This window comes from Algoriphagus sp. UBA3586, from assembly GCF_002376385.1.
Classification (GTDB): Bacteria; Bacteroidota; Bacteroidia; order Cytophagales; family Cyclobacteriaceae; genus Algoriphagus; species Algoriphagus ornithinivorans.
The window spans coordinates 1-17,803 of the sequence record NZ_DFMT01000044.1 but is presented as its reverse complement, the minus strand read 5'-3'; the positions used below and the strand labels follow the sequence as shown (position 1 = coordinate 17,803).

The window sequence follows — 17,803 nt, the reverse complement described above, 5'->3', positions numbered from 1 at the left end:
AAGGTTAAACATTTAAACTTTGCTTAAGTCTGACTATCATGTTTTGAATATGCTCAAGTTCAGTTTCTATTTTTTCAAAATCATCTATACTAACATAGCCCAAGCGGTTAGAAATAACCATTTGGGTATCTAACTCAAAAGAAGAGCCTAGTGAAATACCAAGGAAATGATCAAATTCCTTATTAGTATTCCTTCCTGCACCTTCTGCAATATTTGAAGGAATAGAAATTACACACTTATTCATTTGAGAGATTAATCCAAAGCGCTCTTGAGGAGGAAGATTTTCCGTAATCTTGTAAACTTCAACAGCTAAATCTATGGCCTTCTGCCATACTTTGAGTTCTTTGTAACGATGCATTTTGAATTTAATTTAGTTAAACATTTTTTTTATTAATTTAACTAATCAATTCAAATTTTAATACACTTTGTACATCGTACTTTTTACTTTGTACAGTCGTTTATACTCCAAACAACAACCTAGTTGGATCTTCCAAGAGTTGCTTCACGCGAACCAAGAAGCTTACAGACTCTCTTCCGTCAATGATTCTATGATCGTAAGAAAGTGCTACATACATCATAGGAAGAATTTTCACTTCACCGTTAACAGCCATCGGTCTTTCCACAATATTATGCATACCGAGAATAGCAGATTGAGGAGCATTAATGATCGGAGTAGACATCATGGAGCCAAATACACCTCCATTAGTGATGGTGAAGGTACCTCCAGTCATCTCTTCAATGGAAAGCTTATTATCTCTTGCTTTGGTAGCCAATCTTACCACTTCTTTTTCAATCTGATCGAAGCTAAGTCCTTCAGCGTTTCTAATTACTGGCACGACCAGACCTTTTGGAGCGGAAACAGCAATTGAAATATCACAGTAATCATTATATACAATCTCATTCCCATCAATTTTGGCATTGACAGCTGGCCATTCTTGAAGAGCAACACAAACAGCTTTGGTGAAGAATGACATGAAACCAAGTCCTACACCATGCTTTTCTTTAAACTGCTCCTTGAATTTGGATCTCAAATCCATAATTGGCTTCATATTGACTTCATTGAATGTCGTCAACATGGCTGTTTCATTTTTCACAGACACCAATCTTCTAGAAACAGTGCGTCGCAATGAGGACATTTTTTCTCTTCTCTCTTCTCTGGAACCACCCTGAGTTGGTTTTTGAGCAGGAGCTTCTGCCTTGCTTTCCGACTTGGATTCTGACTTAGGAGCTGGCGCAGATTTTTGAGCATTTTGTGCATCCTCTTTTGTAATTCTTCCGTCTTTTCCAGTTCCTTTTACCTCCTCTGGCTTAATTCCTTTTTCAGAAAGAATCTTAGACGCTGCCGGAGAAGCATGACCTGATGCGTAGCTGTCCTTATCAGATGAAGAAGATGAGGTTGAGGCACTTTCGGAGCTGGACTTTTCAGAAGATGAAGTTTCAGGCTCTCCTTCAGTTACTTCAATCTTACAGATCAATCCTCCGATTTCAAGTGTATCACCCTCTTTTGCCACATGTCGAAGTATTCCAGAAGCTTCAGCAGGTAATTCGAAGGTTGCTTTATCTGAATCCACTTCAGCAATGATATCGTCTAATTTGACATAATCGCCATCGGCTTTGATCCAATTTGCCAGCGTAACCTCAGTGATAGATTCACCAACAGTTGGCACAACCATTTCCTTTACTTCCCCTGTTTTAGAAGAGGAGGAAGAAGATGATTTAGACTTTTCCTCAGACTTTTTGGAGTCTTTTGACTCTTCACTTTTGACTCCTGAATCTGATTCTTCTATTACACAGATCACAGCGCCAATTTCCAATGTATCACCTTCCTCTGCTTTGATTCGTAAGGTACCTGCAGCCTCTGCCGGCAATTCAAAAGTTGCTTTATCAGATTCAAGCTCACATAGAACTTCATCCATCTGAACTGAATCCCCATCTTTTTTAAACCACTGGCCTATGGTTACTTCGGTGATTGATTCACCGACAGCCGGAACTTTGATTTCTTTGCTCATGTGTTTTTCTGTTGACTTTTACCAAAAAATGGCAAAAGAGGTAAAAGGAATATTCTGGATTTGCGGTTAATTACAGTTTTAATGCTTTGGAAACAATTGCTTTTTGTTCTTCTACATGGACTTTGTTATATCCGGTAGCTGGAGATGCACTCATCTTTCTGGCAATCACATCCATTGGAAGTTCTTTATGCAGAAGTCTCAACATATAATTCCAGTAGCCCATATTTTCTGGCTCTTCCTGAACCCATACTACTTCCGCGTCTTTGTATTGCTTCAATGTTTCAAAAATCTGCTTTTTAGGCAGTGGATGTAGTTGTTCAATACGAACAAGCGCTACATTCTTCACTTTTTCTTTCTCTCTCGCTTCTTCTAGGTCATAGTATACTTTACCAGTACACAAGACCACTCGCTTCACATCCTTGGTGTTTACAGTAGTATCAGGAATTAATTCTCTAAACTTACCCGAAGTAAATTCATCTATAGGTGACATTACCTTAGGGTGACGCAACAAGGATTTTGGAGACATCACAACGCATGGCTTCCTAAATTCCCAAGCTAATTGTCTTCTTAATAAATGAAAGAAGTTGGATGGCTCGGTGATGTTAGCCACCACCATATTATATTCAGCAGAAAGCTGCAAAAATCTTTCTGGTCTCGCATTAGAGTGCTCTGGACCCTGTCCTTCATACCCATGAGGAAGTAGCATAACCAGTCCATTTTGCTTTTGCCACTTGGATTCACCGGAGGAAATAAACTGGTCAATCATGGTTTGGGCTCCGTTTGCAAAATCACCAAACTGCGCTTCCCAAATGGTCAATGAATGCGGATTAGCCATTCCATACCCATATTCAAATCCCAAAACAGCATATTCTGAAAGTAGAGAGTTGTAAATATGGAATTGTCCCTTTCTATCTTTCATTTCTTTTAAAGAATTGAAAGGCTGATTGGAGTTGGCATCGTGTAATACTGCATGTCTGTGGGAGAATGTACCTCTTTGCACATCCTGACCTGTAAGTCTTACAGTTTTTCCCTCAAGTAATAGAGATCCATAAGCCAATAATTCAGCGGAAGCCCAGTTCAATGACTTGGACTTGAAGAACATATCTTTTCTCTGCTTCATTTGAGCCTCAATCTGCTTAATTGGCTTGAAGCCTTTTGGAATGGTGGTTAATGCTTCGGCCACATGATCAATTACTTTGGCATCAACTCCTGTTTCTGGAGACTGATCAAAGTCTTCCGGCTTGGATCTTCTCAGGCTACCCCATTCTCTTTCAAACTTAGTAGCTTGATAAGGAAGTGGTTTTTCTTTCACCATGTTAAGACGATCTTGTAGAAGTTGTCTAAACTCTTCATCCATTTGAGATGCAATTTCGGCATCGATATCCCCTCTTTCGGTCAATCGCTTCACGTAAATCTCTCTAGGGTTTGGATGCTTGGAGATGATATTATAAAGTTCGGGTTGAGTGAATTTAGGTTCATCAGACTCATTATGACCATGACGTCTGTAGCATACCATATCCACAAAAATATCTCTACCAAATTTTTGTCTAAATTCTGCGGCTAACTTCGCCGCGAAGACTACTGCTTCCGCATTATCACCATTAACGTGAATTACCGGAGCATCGATGATTTTAGCTACATCTGTACAATAGATAGAAGATCTTGCATCATCAAAATCAGTAGTAAAACCTACTTGGTTGTTGATGACAAAGTGAATGGTTCCTCCCGTGTTGTAGCCTTTCAAACCAGCCATCTGAGTCACCTCATACACAATACCTTGACCCGCTACTGCAGCATCCCCATGAATCAAAATAGGGAGTGCCTTGGTTTTATCACCCTTATGTTCTGAATCGATTTTTGCCCTGATAAATCCTTCAACCACAGGATTGACTGCCTCTAAGTGTGATGGATTGGGAGCCAACTTCAAGTGAACTTTCTTGTCTTCAGGAGTAACGATATCAGAGGAGTAACCCATATGATATTTTACGTCCCCATCCCCCATAGTTAGGTCTGGCTTGGCTGTACCCTCAAATTCTGAGAAAATCTGCTCATAGGTTTTGCCCATCACATTGGCGAGCACATTTAGCCTTCCTCTGTGAGCCATACCTATCATTACTTCTTCCACACCTCCTAGAGCAGCCGTATTGATTACAGCGTCTAAGAATGGAATAGTACTTTCACCGCCCTCTAGAGAGAAGCGTTTTTGACCAAGGTATTTAGTATGCAAAAAGTTTTCAAAAACAACAGCTTGGTTGAGTTTAAATAGGATTCTTTTCTTCTCATCAGTGGATGGATTAAAGGCTAAAGCTTCCTTCTCAACTTTGGTTTTAAACCAATCCAGCATTTCGGGATCTCTGATGTAGAGATATTCGAAACCCATTGGACCCTCATAGATGGTTTTAAGTGCATCTATTATCGAAGAGAGTTTTGATTTTCCGATACCAATTTCATTACCCGCTTGGAACTCGGTATTCATATCATCTTGACCCAAACCAAAATCATCTGGATCAATCAGGGCTTTTCTATCTCTTCTTTCCCGAACTGGGTTTGTTTTAGATCTTAAGTGAGCTCTTGATCTGTGCGCATGGATTAGAGCCCTAACTTTAATTTCTTTTGGAAGCTGCTCCATGTCCATAATTGTACCTGGAGTAGCCAAAGAACCATTTTTAGGAGTCGATGCAGTAGATTCTGCAGCCTGGCCATTTTCACCTTCACCGTAATTGGTTAGGGCAAAATCAAATCCATCAAAAAATTCTTTCCAGCTAGGATCTATGGATTCTGGGTCTTGTTTGTAGGAATTATAGAGCTCATCTATATAGGAAACATGAGCGTTGGCGATGTATGAGAATTTGTCCATGGTTATTTTTTGAGAACAACACAAAACTACTCCCAAATGTTCAGATTAAAAAACCGCTTATTTGCTTTTCCAAATATACATATTAAATAAAAAAAGAGCGACAAATTTTGCCGCTCTTTAAATTCAAAAGAATTTTATTATCTCAATCCAGCAGGCCAAGGCTTACCAGAATTAGATTTAATTGTTACTAGACCAGTTTCTCCATCAGAGTTTAGCCACTGAATTACGAGATCCTGAGCATTTACACTTACTACAGTCATGGAGTAAGAAGCACTGTACTTATCAGATCCACTCATGGTCAACTTACCACAAGCATCATTGATTCGTACGTTACCACTTCCCCACGAGTCCCCATAGCAGTTCCAGAAACCGAAGGTTCCGTCTGTAATTCTATAAGCACCAGGAGTAGAAGCAATCGGGGTGAACGTAGTAGTTCCAGAAATAGTACCAGGACAAGAGCCATAGATAGACTGCATGTTCGTTTGAGTGAAGTTGTAAGTTCCTCCAAGGTCAGAAGGACAAATCACACTCACATTGTACTGGAATGGAGAAGCATAGAATGGTGCACCAGCAACGTTAGTAGTAACGTTATCACTGGAGAATCTTCTGCCAAACTTGTCATTCAATACTAATCTGAATTCGAATACATCCGCACCTTCAATTTGAGCAGGTGTTAAACCTACTGCAGAGATAGCTTCAGAAGCAGGGATCTCGAAAGAAACTCTTAAGAATCTAGATTCTGAATTTGGAGCGAAGTCAGACTTCTGAAGAGTTCTAACAAGAACATCGTTCGCTGGAGTATACTCAAGACCAACACCAGGGATCAATCGTCTGTGACGAACTCGAATTTCCACTGTTTCAACAGTGTTTCCATCCTCAGCATCTACGGCTTCCAAAGTCAAAGCAAATTTAGAATTCGCCAAGTCAAAGAAGTTAAAGGTAGTGCTTGTTCTTGAGATAGTTCTCAAATAAGCCGCCGTATCAAAGTCGGAATATGGGATATTCGGCTCTACAAAGTCTCTACAGGAGCTGAGGAAAATCAAAGCGCCCATCAGTAGACCGAAACTATATTTTATCATTTTCATATTTTTCAAATTTATCGGTTATTGAACCCAAGCGTTTCCTGCAGGATTTGTATCCCAAAATACTTGTACGGACTGATCAGGTTTTTGAACCGCTTTGGTATTTGTAACCATATAGTTGTTTGGATAGAAGAATGATCTTGGGAAAATTCCAGGATTCTGCTCCAAACCAGGTTGCATAGGTGAAGGCTTACCTGTTCTTCTATAAAGGTTATATGATTCAATTCCATTACCGTACAATGACAACCAATACTCTCTACCAATGATACCCATTTTGGCATCACTAGAACTAGTAGCATCAAATTCGTCTCCTACATACTTCAAGTAATTGTCAATATTGGTAGTCAAATTGATACCCTGAGCGGTTAAGAATGCATTGATAGCGCCACCTTCAGAAGTGCCTCTACTAAATGCAACTACATAATCCATATGCTTCTTGATACCGGACAACAAATAGTCCTTAGCACTACCGGTTGTACCCAAAGTCTGTGCAGCCTCAGCTAACATAAAGTCAACATAAGCAGCCAACATGATTGGATGGATTCCAGCACCCTGAGCTCCCAATGAAGGGTTGTTTACTGGAGAAGCAGAGTTATTGTCAAATCTACCTCCTGCTGGGAATACACCCCAAGCAGTTCTCTTCAATCCATCTGGTGGAATACCGTTTGGATCTAGGTGATCACGACCCCAATATCCTCTCTGACCAGGAAGACAGTAGATAAAATTACCTACTAAATAGTGTGGCGGAGGAATCTGAGTAATACACTCAATTTCATCTGGATTGGTAGAATTAACTAATACCTGTCTATAGAAATAGAATCTTGCACGAGGATCGTCAAAACCTTTAGCTTCAGTCAAATGCCACATGTAGAAAGTAGACTGGTAGTCTCCACCACCTTGTGTATACTGACCTGCAAATCTAGGATGACGAGAATCAGGATCAGCTCTTGTTGTTCCAAAACGGAATACGAAATCATCACCTATCTTCAACATATTGTTTTCTGCAATCAAAGCATTGATAGCTGAAGTTGAACCAGCTCGATCAACCAATTTTCTGTTCAAATGGTATCTTAACTTCAAGGTATTCACCAAACGAATCCACTTGGTGTAGTTACGGTTGTAGTAATAATCATTTGGTGTACCAGAAGAAGGGTTAGCTGCAAAGTGAGCAGCTGCTTCATTCAAAGCTGCTAAAGCAGCGTCATAAACAGCAGCACCTTGGTCTACTGCAGGGTTGAACTCGTTAGGGTCCAAAGCCTGAGAGAAAGGAACATCGCCATATGAATCTACCAAGTTAAACAAGACCATTGCCTTGATTGTCTTAGCGATACCTAAGTGTCTTTGAAAATTTGAAGCTTCAGCTAAAGGCTCCAAGAACTTGATATCTGCCAAAATATTCGCGTAAGCATTAGTCCAATATCCGTTTGTAGTAACTGGAGTATAAGCTCCTTCGTACTGAGCAGAACCTTGGTTAATAATACGAGTTAATCGCATTCCATCATCTCCAACAGTGTTGAAGAAGGACTGATAATCTAACTGAATTCTGTTTAACAGAAAGTCAGGAGAAGCTGTGTCTGCGTTTACAGCATTTGGGTTTTCCAACAAATCTAGGTCACAGGAAACCGCAAACAGTGTGCTGACAGCCAGCAATAAACTATATATTCTTTTTTTCATCTTAATTTCTGTTTGGGGTTAGAATGTAAGTGTTACAGTACCACCAAATCTTCTTGAGCTAGGACCTGTTACAAAGTCAAATCCTAATCCGTTACCAACACCAGTTCCCAACACGTCTACATCATAGTTCATGTTTGGAGGGAAGTTCAAGGCAAGGAACCAAAGGTTTGTACCACTCAAGGCGATAGAAGCTCTCTTAAATGGAGTCTTAGACATCAAGTTTGATGGGATCTGATAACCCAAAGAAAGTTCTCTCAATCGAATCATAGAACCATCGAAAACGTTTGGCTCATCTGTTGCTCCCTGATACCCTGCAAAGAAGTAATCAGAAGCAGTGATTTGAATATCGTTTGGAGTTCCATCTTCTTTCACACCTGGCATAATGAAGGTCAATTCTCTATCAACAACCGGATCTTTGGTCACACCTCTCGCAAGAGTTGCAGTCACAGTGTTAGAGAAAATAGCACCCTTATGTCTATATTCCATCATTGCATTCAAGGTAAACCCTTTGTATGTAAAGGAGTTAATCCAAGAACCTGTCCAAGCTGGGTTTGGATCACCTAATATTTTCAATTCAGCAGAAGGCTTATACAATCCGTTAGAAAGAACAATTGGCTGACCAGTTTGCTCGTCTCTTTCAAATCCTACACCCTTGATAATATTGAACGGCTGACCAGGAATAGCGAAGTTACCCAAGGTAGTGAAACCAGCAACAACGATCTCTTCCAAACCTCCACCTAACTCGATGGTCTTAGATCTATAAAGACCCCAGTTTATAGTAGAATTCCATGCAAAACCTGAAGCGGTAGATACTGGAGTCACAGTTGCCTGGAATTCAATACCTCTGTTTCTAATTTTACCAATGTTGATTGCAGTTGAAGTAAATCCAGTAGCTGGATCAATTGGAGCTTGAGTAATCAAATCTCTTGTATTTTTCTGGTACAAGGAAATGTCAAACTTCAATTTGTTGTTGAACATCACTGCTTCAATACCGAATTCAGTTTCTTCGTGTAACTCAGGCTTCAAATTTGGATTACCCAAAAGGTTGGATACAGAGTGAGTCTGAGTAACGGCTCCATCTCTTTCAAAAGCACGAGCACTTTGATTCAAAATGTTTCTCGTTCTATATGGAGAAGGGAAACCAGCTGAAGTACCGTACCCTAATCTCAATTTCAAATCATTAATAGTGCTGCTGTTCCAGTTGAACGCAGTGCTAGGAAGGAAGGAAACTGATGCTCCTGGATAAAGAATTCTTCTGTTTTCCGGCTCAACTGTTGAAGTCCAGTCATTTCTAGCAGAAAGGTTAAAGAATAAGTAGTTTGAGTAATCCAACGTTACGTTGGCATAAATACCCATTCTTCTTTCTTCTTGAGTAAAGTTCAAACCTCCGCCGCTATATGCATCATTACTGGAGGAGTTAGTAAAGTTGGAGTGACGGAACAAACCGAAAGCCAACTGACCTTGAGAAGCTACACCATTTTGAGCATAAGTGTCATATCTGGAGTTACCACCAATCAAAGCACTCATACCAAATTTATCGGAGAATTGCTTCTTCCAGTTGATGATCAAATCCTGGTTCCAGATACTATTTGTAACGTTTACTGATCTGTAATAACCAGAAGTTGTTGCCAAAGAAGAAGAAGGTCCTCCTCTATTATATCTCAATTCCTGCAATTCTGTATATGTATCCAAGCCGATTCTATAAGTAATAGAAAAGTCGTCGGTCAAATCATAGTTGATTGATGTAGAATTGAAGAAACGCTGTACATCAGAAGTATTCTGATAATATCTCACCAACCAGTTAGGGTTAACGATATCATTACCTCCTCTGTAGTATACAGAGCTTCTATCAATTGGGTTTTCAAAAGGAAGACCACCCAAATCCACAGAACGAGGAGTATACAATACGTGAGCAAAAACAGATGGAATACCACCAGAAGGTCCGGAACCGAAGGCTGCGTTAACTGGAGGAGACTGTAGGTCTGTAATTGCGAAAGTGAAAGAAGATCTAACAGAAAGTTTGTCAGAAACTGCAGAGTTAACACCCAAACCGAAGTTGTACTTCTTCAATTCGTTGCCAGGAGTAAATCCTTCTTCGTCAGTATAACCGAAAGAAGCGTTGAAGCTAGTCTTGTCTGAACCACCTGCAACTTGAACAGATGTATTAGAAATCAAACCGGTTCTGAAGAAAATCTCAGAAGGATCAGCATATGCCTTATATTCATACTGTACTGGAGTACCTCCTACAATTCCATCAACCCAGAACTGTGGGAAAGCTTCTCTTACTTTTTGTACAGAAGAAGTAGCATATGGGTGGTTTACTGTTCTTCCTTCATCCATTCTTGGACCGAAGTTAGAGAAGAAGAAACCAGGCGCTTGCTGGAAACCATTACCATAAACCTGACCATAAGTAGGCAAAGATGCCGCCTCGTTGGTAAATACAGATTGGTTGATAGTTACCTCAGCAGCTTTTCTCTTAGATGCTCCTGATTTGGTAGTGATCAAGATCACACCGTTTCTACCTTGGTCACCGTAAAGTACGGTTGCTGACAAACCTTTCAATACAGAGATAGCCTCAATATTGTTAGGGTCAATATCCAAGAAACGAGAAGATGTGGTCGCACCACCTGTAGTAAATCCGTTTTGGTTGTTTGTGCTAGTGTTGAAAGGAACACCATCTACAACGAATAAAGGCTGGTTAGAACCGGTAGCTGAGGAATAACCTCTAATTACCATGTTGGTACCAGAACCTGACATACCGTTGGTAGATGTAATGTTTACACCTGGCACTTTACCTTGCAAAACACGAGCTACGTCTTGCTCAGGTCTGTTCTCGAGCTGCTCATTACCTACAGAGGTAACTGCATAACCCAAGGCTTTCTTTTCCCTTTCAATACCAATTGCAGTTACTACCACTTCTGATAGTTGAGCTGCGTCAGTTGTAAGGGTTACGTTAATGACGGTTCGGTTGCCTATCGCCTCTTCTTTGGATACAAGACCCACAAAAGAGAAAATCAGCACATTCGAACCCGCTGGCACGCTGATGGAATAATTACCATCCAAATCGGTGGTAGTACCCACTGTCGTACCCTTCACGAGGACGGTTGCACCCGGCAAGCCTAGTCCATCTTCGTCGGAAATTACCGTACCGGTAATTACCCGCTGTTGCGCCGACACCTCATAGCTGAGTGTCATGGTGAAAAGCGCAACAACAAAGAGTAAAGCTTTTCTCATAAGGTATTTAGTTTAGTTGATATGTAAAGAAAATCTCTTTCAGTTGAATTTCAAAATATTCAAAATTTGAAATAATTATTCTATTTGTCATGTATTTTATTGTTTAAACACAATTAAAAAAGAATTTTAACCTTATTTTTCATATGATTAGTTAAATATTGACTAATTTGAAGCCTTTTTTAAAATCAAGCGGTAGAAATTTTGTATAAGCGGTGTAAAAAGATGATTATTTGGCAAAAAGCGGTTATTTAACAAATATTAACTGATTTGCATGGTATATAATTGGATGACAAAATTTTATTTTGATTTATCAGGCCCATAATATCATTTTTTAAAAAAATATTACACGGATTTATTTCTTAAAACCCTATATAGTTTTTTCAGTAATTGGTTTTAAAAAATATAACCCAATATATAGGCTGGTAATCCAATTTTTATTTTGACGCTAAAATTGAATACTTATAGCAATTCAGAAAAAATTAAAAAAATCTCAAATCAGGGTTCAAATCTTTTAAGATGACTTTATTTTTTTGCGAATTCAGAAAAAATAGGTTCAAAAAAATAATATGTGACTGAATTTTAAAACGAATATCTTAAAGTAAGGGCAGCTTCATCTTCCCAAAGAGTAGTAAAATCAGCAAAATTATATGCGGGTTTCCAGTAAACTCCCAAATAAAAATTACTCCGGTTGATATTATACTCTAAACCCACTATTGCATCTACTCCAAATACATTATAGTCCTGATCAATTTTGTAAACCCATGGAGGTTCACCCTTCCCATCTTTCCACATGCCATAGTGGGCTCCTCCCCCAACATACCATTCTAGCCCCTCAAATTCTCTGATATCCCAATGGTGCTCATATAGCAATGCTCCAACCCAGCCCTTCCATCGATTATACACTAATAAGTCCACAGCACCTTGCTCGGAGATGAATTGCTTGACCGTTCCTCCCAAGTTGGTTCCTCCAACTACTCCCACCATGGTATTATAAGCTCTAACTTGGGCTTTCGCAGAAGGAATTTGGAAAAACACTACTCCTGCAAACAATAGCACAAACACAATCTTTTTCATCGACATTCTAAATTCAAGACTAAAATGTAAGGACTTTTTGAGGATTTATACAAAAGTCCAATGGAATATCATGAGCTTCTTTAGGTAATTCTTTCTCTGGTTCAAAAAAACTCAATCCAATCTTAATCGGCTTATTTCTCAACTCAGACAAAAATTTATCATAATAACCTTTACCAAAACCCAACCTCGCACCACTTTCATCATACGCTAATAATGGGATGAAAATCAGGTCTATTTCAGGCTTTTCTATCAAATCAAATTCCACAGGTAAAGGAATCCCCCACTTATCTTCAACAAATTCTACGTTTTTTGGGACAGTAATAGTTTGGAGCGTATTGGTTGAAACTTGTACCATGGAGGTATATAAAGGAACCCCTGTTCTCCAAAAAAACTCAACAATGGGAAAGGTATTTACCTCACGCTGCTTTTTTATCGGTAAAAAAATATGGACGCTATGGAATTTTTGATCCTTCAACCATTCAGTTGAGTTTTTAAAAATTAATAAGGAAGCCTCCTCTAGCTCCTTATCGGATAAGGATTTCCGCTTTTCCTTATAAAGCCTTCTGTATTCATCTTTTTCAGTCCTCATATTTCAAAACCATCATTCTGAAATCCATGGGGTCAAAATTTTCAAATAGCTTATCAATCAATAATTCATCTGCTAGATAAAACTGCATCATATTAACCACTCTCTCCTGAGGACTGCCATTGGGCTTGAGGTAGTCCTCTATATCATCTACTCGACTGAAGGCTATTTGATGTCTCTTTTCTTCAGCTTTGCGGAGCTTATCAGACATTTGATCCAAAATTTTCAAACTCCTCACCTTGGCAGCTTCAAAAGAATCCTTTAGACTTTTCTCCAAAGATTCAGCCTCTTTCCCTCTAATATCAAAAAGTAATGCTACTTGCTCTCTTTCTTTTTTCATTTGAATGTCGGAAAGGGCATTCTTGGCAACAAAATCCTTTTTCCATACCTCTTTATCCATAAAAATAGAATTCTCATCCCATCCCAACTTTTCAATTTTTCTAAGAATTTCTTTACTCAAAATCAAAGCAAAATTCCTTGGTAACAATACGGGAAAGGGAGTTTGGAAATGATCAAATACACCCTTCAGCTGCAACCAATAGACTACCTCGGCAGGTCCTCCCAAATAGGCTAAATTCGGTAAAATCATCTCCTGATAGAGGGGTCTTAAAACCACATTGGGGCTGAATCTCTCCGGATGATCTTCCACTAATTTTAGAATCTCATCCTGCGAAAACTTCAAGTCTGAATTTAATACCAGATAAGAATCTCCATGCTTTTCTATTCGCTCTCGCAAACCCTGATCCAAATAGAAAAAGTTGATTTCTCTTGGAAAAATCTGTGCGGAATAACCTAAAGTCTCCAAGGATTCTGTTTTCAATACCGCCTCTTTATGGGGAGTATGATCGATCAAATCTGACTTGATTACCTCCTTAAACAGTCCTTTCAAACCCGCATCATGACCATCTACAATCAGCAAGCCTTTTTCTCCAAATAATTCGTGAACATATTTTCTGACAGCTTCTTTCAGCGTCTTGGAGCTGGAATATGCTTGCTTAAAAACATCATGTACAAAAGGAATCTCTTTCAAAAATTCTTGAAAACTGGCTTCTAACTCAAAATCTCCAACAGCCCCGCTTTGATCGGAATTCCATTGATATTTTTTCCCGTCTAATTTGAAATAATTGATCTCATCAAAATCATGATCTTCACTTGCCATCCAATAAACAGGAACAAAATGCTGATTAGGATATGCTTTGTTTAGTTCCTCGGCAAGTTTGATAGTAGATACAATCTTATAGATGAAATAAAGTGGCCCAGTGAATAAATTCAATTGATGACCCGTAGTTACGGTAAAAGTATTGGGGTTGGCAAGTGCTTCTAATTGTTTTTTTTCTTCTTCAAAAAGTTCAATTCCCTCATATTGATTAGCTAAACTTTGACAGAGAATTTTCCTCTTATTTTCTGGAAATTCTTTCTTTTCTATAGCCTGCTTGAAACTCTCGATTTTTGGCAGATGTGTATAAAACGGTCTCAATTCTGCTTTTCCCTCTATGTAATCCAAGAAAAATGATGAAAACTGATGAGTTTCTCTGAGATCTACGCAGTATTTTTTCATGAGGGTGATTGGTAATTTCGTCTAGGCAAACTGATGGCTATCAGCCAAAGTTCGGTTTTTTTATTAAAAATCACGCTTTCTTACATCAATGGAAGATAGTTTCTATCAAATATCCCTAACAAAAGGAACAAATTCTCCAGATTTGACTTTTCACTAAAATATATGTCTCCATCAAAAAGCTTAGCTTTGCGACCTTATGATGCTTCAATACGAACGTTTTTTTCTAGACAATGGACTTGAGCTGATTGTCCACGAAGACCAAAGCAGCAAAATGGCTGTCTTCAATTTATTATATAAAGTTGGCTCCAAAAATGAAAGCCCTGGGAAAACTGGTCTTGCTCATTTTTTTGAACACTTGATGTTTGGTAGCTCTGCCAATGTGAAAGTATTTGATAGGGAGCTAGAACGTGTAGGTGGTAACTGTAATGCTTTTACAAGCCCTGATATCACCAACTATTATATGACTTTGCCTGCCTCCAATCTAGAAACAGCTTTCTGGTTGGAGTCGGATAGAATGCTACAGCTGACTCTCAATGATAAAACTATAGAAACTCAGCGCAAAGTGGTCTTAGAGGAGTATAAACAGCGATATCTTAACCAGCCTTATGGAGATGTATGGCATCATTTGAGGGATTTAGCTTATGAAGTTCACCCCTACCGCTGGCCTACAATCGGAAAAAGCCCAGAAGATATTGAGGGATATACCAAGGAGGATGTATGGGAGTTTTATAAGAAAAATTATGCCCCAAACAACGCCATTCTTGTAGTGGGAGGTGCGGTGAAAGCTAAAGAGGTTTTGGCCTTAGCTGAGAAGTGGTTTGGTCCTATTCCAAAAGCCACACTTGCACCTCATTTAATTCCGATGGAAAATGAGCAACAAGAAAAACGTCAAAGAGCAGTGCATTATCCTGTGCCCACAGATGCGCTTTACAAGACTTTCAAAATGCCAGCAAAAGGGGAAGATGGCTTCTTAGAGGCTGATTTGATTAGCGATCTTTTGGGCTTCGGAAAGTCTTCTATTTTGGAGCAAAGGCTGGTGAAAAACGGGAAATACTTCGCTTCTGCCGGTGCCTATATCATGGGATCCAATGATCCAGGTTTACTGATTTTTTCAGGAAAAATGGAGAAAGGAGTTAAAGCTCATGAAGCTGAAAAAGCCTTAGACGAGGTATTAGCAGATTTCCTCTCTAAAGAGATTTCAGATGAGTCCCTGGAAAAAATCAAAAATCAAGGGAGAGCGATGAAAACATATGAGTCAATCCAGCTTACCAATAGAGTAATGAACTTGGCTTTCTATGCAAACCTGGGGCATCCCGACCTATATTGGAAAGAATATGAGAAAAAGTCCTCCATAGAATCTTCACAAATAAAAAATTGGGCAAATAAACTTTTGGACGAAACTCAATCGTCCACTTTATATTATCAAAGCAATCAAGTATGAATGGATTTCGGGTAGGTTTTGGATACGATGTACATCAGCTGAAAGAAGGATATGATTTTTGGCTGGGTGGAATAAAACTGGAACATGTCAAAGGAGCTGTAGGACACTCCGACGCAGATGTGCTGATTCATGTCATTTGTGATGCCTTGTTAGGTGCTGCAAATATGCGGGATATTGGCTACCACTTTTCTGATAAAGACCCCAAATACAAGGGAATCGATTCTAAAATATTGTTGAAGGATGTGGTGAAACTCATCCGGGATGAAGGTTATGAAGTTGGAAATATTGATACCACAGTATGTCTACAAGTTCCTAAAGTAAACCCTCATATCCCTGCAATGAAAACATGTTTAGCAGAGGTAATGAGTTTACCTGAGTCCTCCATTTCTGTAAAAGCAACCACTACAGAGTGGCTAGGATTTGTCGGAAGAGAAGAGGGAGTTTCAGCTTATTGTGTGGCTTTAATTTATAAAGTATGAGTGCAAAAGTGAAAATCATCACCACAGAAGATGGTTCTCATTCTCTGTATCATGAGGACCTCAAAGAAACCTATCATAGCTTTCATGGAGCTTATCGAGAGTCTCTTCATGTGTTTTTGATATATGGCTTGGATTCATGGCTGGCAAGAAATCCCCGAAAATATCCTATTCGGATTTTTGAAGTGGGTTTCGGAACAGGCCTGAATGCCTGGTTGACTTTAGTGTGGGCGGAACAAAATCAAATTCCGGTTCTTTATCATACAATTGAACCTTTTCCTTTGGAAAAAGACATCTACAGCCAACTGAATTACATAGATCAAAACGATGCTATCTGGCATTACCATAAGTATTTCGAAGCATTGCATCAGTTACCTTGGAATGAGGGAGGCCCTGTATCGGAATATTTCAATTTTAAAAAAGACCAGGTTAAGCTAGAGGATGCCCAATTATACCCTTCAGATGTAGTATTCTTTGATGCTTTTGCCCCAAGTAAACAACCGGAATTATGGGCTAAGGATTTATTGGAAAAAGTTGAAAAGTCCATGCGTCCAGGCGCTGTATTGACTACTTACTGTGCAAAAGGTCAATTTAAGAGAGATCTCAAAGAACTGGGACTGGATGTTCAAAACCCTCCTGGACCTCCGGGAAAGAAAGAAATGACAAGAGCCTGGAAAAGTGAAAATCCAGAAAGCTGAAATGAGAACGGGCAAAGAAAGAAAAAGAATAACTTTGGCCTTCCATTTGATACTTTTCAAAAAAACTAAATCACTATGTTAGCAATACTTTTTTCGATTTTATTAAGCCTTTTCCAAGTTGATGCTTCAGAAAGTGCCAGGCTCCAAAGGCTTGTGGAAGAGAGGGAAAGTCTCTTTCGCCAATGGCAGTCCTCGGAAAATAAAAAGTCTGGGATTTTTGGAAATCGCACCAAAAAAGACATGACTGAGACCAATGAATGGCTGGAACGAATTATATCGAAAGACAATCAGATTATTGAAGAACTCAAGCTGAGTGGGTCCATAGAAACCGCCGTAATTGGTCAAGAAAAAGAGGATTACAAGGCAATTACCATGAGTTTGGAACAAGACGTTCAAGCTTTGAAAAGAGCTTTAGCTGAAAAAGAAAAAGTAGCCCAAGAAAGGCTTTCTGATAGAAGGACCTTCGAGTGGACTACTGTAATTTTTTTCCTTTTTACTTTAGGATTGGGCTTCTGGATTTATAAAATCAAGAAGAGAAATTAATTGATACGGATATAAGTCATGGGCGGAGCATCGACACAATCACCATTGGCATTTAAAAACCAACATTCTTTTTGAAATTCAAAGCTTTGGCCATCAGGAGAAAAAGTTAAATCGCCTACTGGAGTCCAAAAAAGGTCTATTATACCAGGTTTAAGTGATTCTTTGGGACCATATCGACTAGTTACATATGTATCGTTATGCCCATTAAAATAAAATAAGCCTTCTGAATAGTAATAGGTGAATCTGTTATCTTGGTAATTATACCAAGAATCAGCTATTGAATGATAGCCAATGATTGGTCCAGTCTCTGATTTCCTGGCGAATTCCATTACTTCCATCAAACTGTCATTTTTAATTGTAAGGGAATGGACAAACCAAACATCCAGAGAATCTACATATGAACGGTTCTCCCAAGTTCCTAAAAGTGGATTTCTCGGCCCATCCGAATCCTGACAGCCAAAAAATGCGGCTGTCACCAAACAAATCAAAACATAAAAGAGGTTTTTCATAACGAATAAAATTAGTTGATATAACCTCTACGAAAAACCTGCCGTGTTCAATTCATAAATGC

At 39.1% G+C, this 17,803-nt stretch carries 14 protein-coding genes; 4 read left to right on the top strand and 10 right to left on the bottom strand.

What is annotated here, in order from left to right:
* Positions 1–4 precede the first annotated feature (4 nt).
* From B2906_RS15525 to bshC, 9 genes are all read right to left on the bottom strand, one after another.
* On the bottom strand, positions 5–358 hold the full coding sequence (locus B2906_RS15525) for a four helix bundle protein (protein ID WP_219957739.1): 354 nt from the start codon (positions 356–358) through the stop codon (positions 5–7).
* 100 nt (positions 359–458) lie between these two features.
* Positions 459–2,009 (bottom strand): 2-oxoglutarate dehydrogenase complex dihydrolipoyllysine-residue succinyltransferase, encoded by a 1,551-nt coding sequence (gene odhB / locus B2906_RS15520; RefSeq protein ID WP_219957738.1) that lies wholly within the window; start codon positions 2,007–2,009, stop codon positions 459–461.
* A 70-nt stretch (positions 2,010–2,079) separates the two neighbouring features.
* Entirely contained in the window at positions 2,080–4,866 is a 2,787-nt protein-coding gene (locus B2906_RS15515; RefSeq protein ID WP_286941449.1) for a 2-oxoglutarate dehydrogenase E1 component, read from the bottom strand.
* A gap of 137 nt (positions 4,867–5,003) precedes the next feature.
* A complete protein-coding gene (locus tag B2906_RS15510; protein ID WP_219957736.1) occupies positions 5,004–5,951 on the bottom strand; it encodes a hypothetical protein in 948 nt (315 codons plus the stop codon).
* 18 nt (positions 5,952–5,969) lie between these two features.
* Complete coding sequence (locus tag B2906_RS15505) at positions 5,970–7,622, bottom strand: SusD/RagB family nutrient-binding outer membrane lipoprotein (RefSeq protein WP_286941437.1); 1,653 nt, start codon at positions 7,620–7,622, stop codon at positions 5,970–5,972.
* Between the two features lie 18 nt (positions 7,623–7,640).
* The gene (locus B2906_RS15500) at positions 7,641–10,856 is read right to left on the bottom strand and encodes a SusC/RagA family TonB-linked outer membrane protein (protein WP_286941435.1); all 3,216 of its coding nucleotides are present in this window, start codon (positions 10,854–10,856) and stop codon (positions 7,641–7,643) included.
* Between the two features lie 579 nt (positions 10,857–11,435).
* On the bottom strand, positions 11,436–11,930 hold the full coding sequence (locus B2906_RS15495) for a hypothetical protein (protein WP_286941429.1): 495 nt from the start codon (positions 11,928–11,930) through the stop codon (positions 11,436–11,438).
* Positions 11,931–11,949: 19 nt separating this feature from the next.
* A complete protein-coding gene (locus B2906_RS15490; protein ID WP_286941425.1) occupies positions 11,950–12,519 on the bottom strand; it encodes a 5-formyltetrahydrofolate cyclo-ligase in 570 nt (189 codons plus the stop codon).
* Entirely contained in the window at positions 12,509–14,074 is a 1,566-nt protein-coding gene (bshC, locus tag B2906_RS15485) for a bacillithiol biosynthesis cysteine-adding enzyme BshC (protein WP_286941420.1), read from the bottom strand. The genes B2906_RS15490 and bshC overlap by 11 nt, the downstream gene beginning before the upstream one ends.
* A 199-nt stretch (positions 14,075–14,273) precedes the next feature.
* On the opposite strand from bshC, the gene B2906_RS15480 reads away from it, so the two are divergent.
* From B2906_RS15480 to B2906_RS15465, 4 genes are all read left to right on the top strand, one after another.
* Complete coding sequence (locus B2906_RS15480; RefSeq protein ID WP_091651065.1) at positions 14,274–15,515, top strand: M16 family metallopeptidase; 1,242 nt, start codon at positions 14,274–14,276, stop codon at positions 15,513–15,515.
* Positions 15,512–15,994 (top strand): 2-C-methyl-D-erythritol 2,4-cyclodiphosphate synthase, encoded by a 483-nt coding sequence (gene ispF, locus B2906_RS15475; RefSeq protein WP_286941415.1) that lies wholly within the window; start codon positions 15,512–15,514, stop codon positions 15,992–15,994. Before B2906_RS15480 ends, ispF begins: the two co-directional genes overlap by 4 nt.
* Positions 15,991–16,689 (top strand): tRNA (5-methylaminomethyl-2-thiouridine)(34)-methyltransferase MnmD, encoded by a 699-nt coding sequence (gene mnmD / locus B2906_RS15470; RefSeq protein WP_286941384.1) that lies wholly within the window; start codon positions 15,991–15,993, stop codon positions 16,687–16,689. Before ispF ends, mnmD begins: the two co-directional genes overlap by 4 nt.
* A 75-nt stretch (positions 16,690–16,764) precedes the next feature.
* Positions 16,765–17,232 (top strand): Clp protease ClpB, encoded by a 468-nt coding sequence (locus tag B2906_RS15465; RefSeq protein WP_091651079.1) that lies wholly within the window; start codon positions 16,765–16,767, stop codon positions 17,230–17,232.
* Here the strand turns inward: B2906_RS15465 and B2906_RS15460 are convergent.
* Entirely contained in the window at positions 17,229–17,741 is a 513-nt protein-coding gene (locus B2906_RS15460) for a hypothetical protein (protein ID WP_219957729.1), read from the bottom strand. The two genes, B2906_RS15465 and B2906_RS15460, sit on opposite strands and share 4 nt — an antisense overlap.
* Positions 17,742–17,803 lie beyond the last annotated feature (62 nt).